General features: G+C 55.1%; 4 protein-coding genes and 1 pseudogene. 3 read left to right on the top strand and 2 right to left on the bottom strand.

The window, feature by feature from the left end; translation table 11 throughout:
- The 3 genes and pseudogenes from MLC59_RS19350 to MLC59_RS19360 form a co-directional block, all read left to right on the top strand.
- Positions 1 to 853 (top strand): annotated as a pseudogene (locus tag MLC59_RS19350) (ArnT family glycosyltransferase); the annotation flags it as partial.
- Entirely contained in the window at positions 843 to 1,565 is a 723-nt protein-coding gene (locus MLC59_RS19355) for a response regulator transcription factor (protein WP_248237240.1), read from the top strand. The pseudogene MLC59_RS19350 and the gene MLC59_RS19355, both read left to right, overlap by 11 nt.
- Positions 1,562 to 2,851, top strand: coding sequence for a HAMP domain-containing sensor histidine kinase (locus MLC59_RS19360; protein WP_248237241.1), 1,290 nt, complete (start codon positions 1,562 to 1,564; stop codon positions 2,849 to 2,851). The genes MLC59_RS19355 and MLC59_RS19360 overlap by 4 nt, the downstream gene beginning before the upstream one ends.
- A gap of 6 nt (positions 2,852 to 2,857) precedes the next feature.
- On the opposite strand, the gene MLC59_RS19365 is transcribed toward MLC59_RS19360, so the two are convergent.
- Together MLC59_RS19365 and MLC59_RS19370 are read right to left on the bottom strand one after the other, a co-directional pair.
- The gene (locus tag MLC59_RS19365) at positions 2,858 to 3,253 is read right to left on the bottom strand and encodes an EF-hand domain-containing protein (protein WP_248237242.1); all 396 of its coding nucleotides are present in this window, start codon (positions 3,251 to 3,253) and stop codon (positions 2,858 to 2,860) included.
- The gene (locus MLC59_RS19370) at positions 3,243 to 5,258 is read right to left on the bottom strand and encodes an LTA synthase family protein (protein ID WP_248185786.1); all 2,016 of its coding nucleotides are present in this window, start codon (positions 5,256 to 5,258) and stop codon (positions 3,243 to 3,245) included. The genes MLC59_RS19365 and MLC59_RS19370 overlap by 11 nt, the downstream gene beginning before the upstream one ends.
- Between the last annotated feature and the right edge of the window lie 170 nt (positions 5,259 to 5,428).

Here is a 5,428-nt window from a genome sequence, read left to right on the forward strand (position 1 = left end):
GTTTCTGGTTGGCCCCTGGTATCTGCTGGCTGAACTCAAGACACCCGGGTTTCTGGATTATTTTATCGTAGGGGAGCATATTCGCCGCTTCCTGGATCCCGGATGGACCGGCGATCTGTATGGCAGTGCTCACGATCAGCCCAAAGGTATGATCTGGTTGTTCTGGTTGTGGGCATCGTTCCCCTGGGGACTTGTTGCACTGGTGGGCGTGATTGCCAGCTGGTTTGCTGGTCGAGGGACAGGTCGCATTCGGCTGCCGCTGTCACATCCTGGCTCCTGCTCTCTTTTTGTCAGTGCGCTGGCGCCAATGCTGTTTTTTACCGCCGCGGGTAACACGCTCTGGACCTATGTGCTGCCATCCTTGCCATTTACAGCCATGCTGATCGGTCGTTGGATTTCAGATATGGATTCCGCAAGACTTTTCGCAATGAGGCCACTGTTGGTGGGATCGGTGCCCGTGCTGCTGACTGTTTTCGTGGGGCTGACTACGGCAGGCCTGATACCGTTCAAGACGGAAAAAGAACTGGTAAGCTATTACCTGCAGGTCAGAGAGCCTGGCGACAGCCCATTGCTCTATCTGGATGATCTGCCATTCTCGGCCAGATATTACTCGCGTGGAAAGGCTATGGAAATTTCGGAGGACGATTGGAAGGAACTGCGGCAGAGCGATGGAGTACGACGATTCTATGTGGCTGTTCCCGAAGACTGGTCGGACCGGGAAATCGCGGCGCTATCGTCGTCAGCTGACAAGGTTCTCAGGAACCGCCGCTACCAGTTACTCGCTATAGAGACCCCTGTTCGAAATCTGCAGTCGGCGTCGAATGCTGATGGAGCCCTATTGAATGACAGCTAACAGGCCGCCTCTAAGGCTACTGGTCGTGGAAGATCAGGTGGACCTTGCGGAGAATCTTTTCGAGTTCCTGGGTGAGGACCGCTATTCGCTTGATTTCGCGGCTGACGGTCTGACTGCCTTACACCTACTGGCCACCGAGAGCTACGACGTCATCGTACTCGACCTGATGCTGCCGGGCGTGAATGGCTTCGATGTTTGCCGTCGTATCCGACAGGACCTGCAATGTCAGACCCCCATCATTCTGATTACCTCCCTCAGTGCGCTCAACGACAAGGAAAAAGGCTTTGAGTGCGGTGCGGACGATTATCTCGTAAAACCGTTTGAATTGCGGGAACTCCAGTTGAGAATCGAGGCGCTTCACCGGCGCCATTCACCAATGAAGCCGGTTCTGCAGGCCGGGGAGATCCGGTTCACCCCTGGCACCCTGGAAGTCGAACTGCGTGGAATGAAAACCACGCTTTCCGGCACGTCGTCCCGGTTGTTCGAATTGCTGATACGAGCTTACCCGAATTTTCTCAGTCATACGGCGCTCAGCGATGCCTTATGGGGGGGTGCCCGCTACGGGGATGCCGAGGGTAACAGTCTGCGTACCCATATCTACACGCTTCGAAAAGCGTTGGCGGCAGACCTTGGCAACGGATTGGTGAAAACGGTTCATGGGCGGGGGTATCGTCTGGAGTCTCCCGAAGATGGCGACCGGACGACATCATGAAATCCTCGTTGACGGCCAGGCTCACCCGAACCCTGTTTCTCCTTATTGCCGCCACTGCGGCGGTGTCCATATTCATTGTTGAGCAGTTTGTCGATGATGTAGAAGACACCATTCTGGATCTTGAACTGAAAGCGGACGCTGAGTTTTTCAAGGAGCGGCTTCGCAACGATGAATTCCAGCCTGTAAAAACGGCAAGGCTGGAAGCAGTATTCCTGCCTGAGGGAGAGACTGAGGCGCTGCTGCCGACGTATTTCCAAGCACGCACCCTGCCATTTTCCCGGGAAATCGAAGTCGGCGAGACGACGCTGCTTATTGTCGGTGAACGACTTGAGGAACCCAATGGAAAACTCTTCCTGGCCCAGGATATTACCATCATGGAGAATCGTGAGTTCCTGGTTCAGCTGATCCTGATCAGCGTGGCGGCTGGTATGCTCCTGATCGGCTATTTTATGGCTCGAGGGAGTGCCCGCTATCTGGTGCGTCCGTTCAGAAAATTGACCCGTGAGGTGCTGGGTGCGGTACCTGGAACGTCGGTGCCGCGAATCAACACGAGTTATCGCGATCAGGAATTTTGCGACATCGCCGAGGCTTTCAACCGCTTTCTCTCAGAGCTAGAGCACCACATTGAGAGAGAGAAATCCTTTGTAAAGCTGGCCAGTCATGAACTGCGTACGCCCCTGGCGGTGATGAATGGCGCACTCAATGTGCTGGAGCAACGCCAAAACCTGTCGGAAGCTGATCAGAAGACCCTGGCCCGCCTGCGCAGGGCCATGCAGACCATGCGCGACGACATGGATGTTCTGCTGGAGCTTGCCCGCAGCGAGGCTTCGAGCGAAGGCTCCAGGATGGTTAAGGTGAGTGAGATCGTCCGGACCACGATTGACGATCTGGAGCATGGGCACCCCGACCAGGCTGGGCGCATTACGCTATTTGAAGATAATCCGGATGTGAGAGTCAGAACCTATCCCGTATTGGTGCGTATGCTAATGCGCAACCTGTTGCAGAATGCGCTGCGCCATACCAGGTCACCTGTTGAGGTGCATATGCTGTCGAACGGGATTCTGGTAAAGGATTTTGGTTCAGGTCTTCCTGACGCAGTGGTAAAAAAACTGAGGGTCTCGCGTGCAACCGGCGGCGGCTTGCCCAGAGCAGACCAACTCAACAATACAACCTTCGGTTTTCTCATTGTACGGTTGGTCTGTGAACGGCTCGGCTGGGGGCTCCAGGTTATACAGTCAGATGACCGGGGCACCGAGTTCATGATTGAGATCGGCAACCGGGGGTGATCAGTTTTACTGTTTCTGCATTTCATTCCAGATGCTGAATTCCCGTTTGCTCACCTTCAGGTCCCGGTCGGCATCCAGGTGATCGAGGATCAGCGTTGTTCGGGTTGAAGACTCCAGGCCTCTATCGCTGGCATCTTCAACGCAATCATTCCGGCGGCTGAGTTCCTTAATCGTCAAATAGCCATCGCCGTTCTGGTCCATGCAGTCGAATCCTTGTAGCGAACCAGGGTGCAGAGGCGTAACGTCCGTGTCGAAGTTAGTCTGCTGGTGCTTTGGGTGGTATAGGTACTGCTCCTCGGCATCCTTGGTTGAACTACCCTCACTGGCGAACGCCGGGGTCTGGCTGACGACCGCCGCTCCCAGAAAGAACACCGCTAATGTGGCATTCAATTTAATCATCATCGGACCCTTGTTGGTGGGTAGGTAGTCCATATGAGCGGTTACTGTACAGTCTCAATGGCAGGAGGGCATGGGCCAGAGCTTTGTCAACCAGGCTTGCAGGCGGTTCCAAGTCAACATAAGTGGTCTTTTCGCTTTGATTGGAATAAACACCAGCTAAAGGCCTCTGATCGGGTCGTAACACAGTTACGTTAAAATCTTGGTCCATCCATGCATAATAATCGTTGAACTGCATCATTGCCCGCCCGGGCTCGTCCGGAAACGCTGCCAGGTCACGGCCCACTAGGGGATGTTCACTCGCTATGCCCATGAGTGATAGCAGCGTCGGGGCAAGGTCGATCTGGCTGGTAACTGTCCTGATGCGCCTGCTTTCAAGATCGGCGCCCAGTATCAGGCCCGGAATCTGGAAGTTCTTGATGGGTACCAGTTCGTCACCCCAGACCCTCGCGTCATGGTCGGCAACGATCAGGAAGAGCGTATCTTCCCAGTAGGCACTGTTCCTGGCGGATTCGATAAACTCACCCAGGGCATGGTCCGCGTATTTGACAGCGTTATTGACGGTGTTTTTTTCCGCGTCATAGGGATCGATGCGTCCGTCGGGATACTCGAAAGGCGTATGGTTCGAGGACGAAAATACCAGACGGAAGAAAGGCTTCCCCGAAGCATGGAGTTGCTTGAGGTCCTGGTGGGTCTTTTCAAACAGGTCTTCATCACTGACCCCCCAACTGCCAGTAAACACCGGGTCAACGTAATCCTGCTGGTCGACAATGGAGTCAAAACCGTTGCCGGTAAAGAAGCTGCGCATGTTGTCGAAATGCGCCTCCCCGCCGTATATGAATCCAGTGTCATAGCCCTCTCTTTTCAACAATTCCCCGAGCGTAAAGAACCCGGTCTGGGAAAGGGACAGCTTTACGACACTGCGTGCCGGCGAGGGTAGGAAACCAGAAACCACCGCCTCGATGCCGCGAACGGATCTTGTTCCAGTGGCGTAAAGGTTCTCGAACCACCAGCCCGAACCCTTCAGGGCTTCCAGGCGCGGGGTTACCGGCCGGCCCCCCAGCGATTCAACAAAGGTCGCACCAAGGCTCTCCTCCAGCACAATCACCAGGTTAAGTGGTCGTGACCGGGTTCGTGCCGGGGTCTGGTGGTGCAATGTCGGATATTGCCCGGAACTGAACTGCGTATTGCGCAGCCACGGCTCATCGCGTACTTCGTCCACTATCTCGGATATTTCCATAGTGCCATAACGGTCACTGGCGTCCGCCTCATGCTTGAGGTTGTAGACGGCGAACGCAACGGACCAGCTTGAGTTGAGAATCAGCGAGTTCACCAGGGCGTCAGAGGTTAGTGCGAACATGGCGGGGTTGGCGGGGCGATGGCCCGTGGTGGATCGGATGCTAATGAACACCAGGAGCACCACCATCGGCCACACCAGTAACATTTTCCGATAGTTGCCTGGCCTGGCCTGCCGTACCCATGCTCCCATAAGCCAGGCGAATAGGGCTGTCAACGCCATGACCAGGAAAGAGCCCAGCAGGACGGTGGGCAGATAGCCCTCCCAGAGCATGCTCAGAATCTCCCGCGGATAGTTCAGGTACTCAATAAAGAGCCGGTTGGGTCGGGAATCGTATTCGGCAATGAAGGTCGGCGTGGCCAGTTCCATGAACAGAAATGCAAAAACCACGACCAGTGCCCAGAGCATCGTGAGGCGCTTCCAGAGTGCCCAGCTGTACCGGTGGCCCATAATCGGCAGGAGCAATACCAATGGTGCTACCACCATACCGGCTATGATCAGATCCACTCGCAGGCCGTGAAGAAAAATATCTGGCCACACGGGGGTTGGCTGGACTCGATCAAATTGCCACGCGACCAAAAGGGCACGGGACAGCCCCCCGATAATAAGGACCGAGCAGAACAGCATCAGTATCGGGGCATAGGCTCCCGCCCAATTGAACCAACGATATACATGAGCGGGGAGGGATTGCTTTCTGATGAACAATGACGTCATGACTGCACTCGTAAGTAAAAGCGGAAAAATCGGCCTGGAGCGGTGGCGTGAAGGATAGAGGGATGTTCGTCAGGCAGGGGTCGTGGAAATGTCAGGAATTTGTCAAAAGTCCTACTAGCACGTTGAGCATGTCGGTAAACAGGGTGGTAGGAATCTGAAGGGCCGGAGTT

The sequence above is a fragment of the Marinobacter bryozoorum genome, assembly GCF_023156245.1.
GTDB classification, from domain to species: domain Bacteria; phylum Pseudomonadota; class Gammaproteobacteria; order Pseudomonadales; family Oleiphilaceae; genus Marinobacter; species Marinobacter bryozoorum.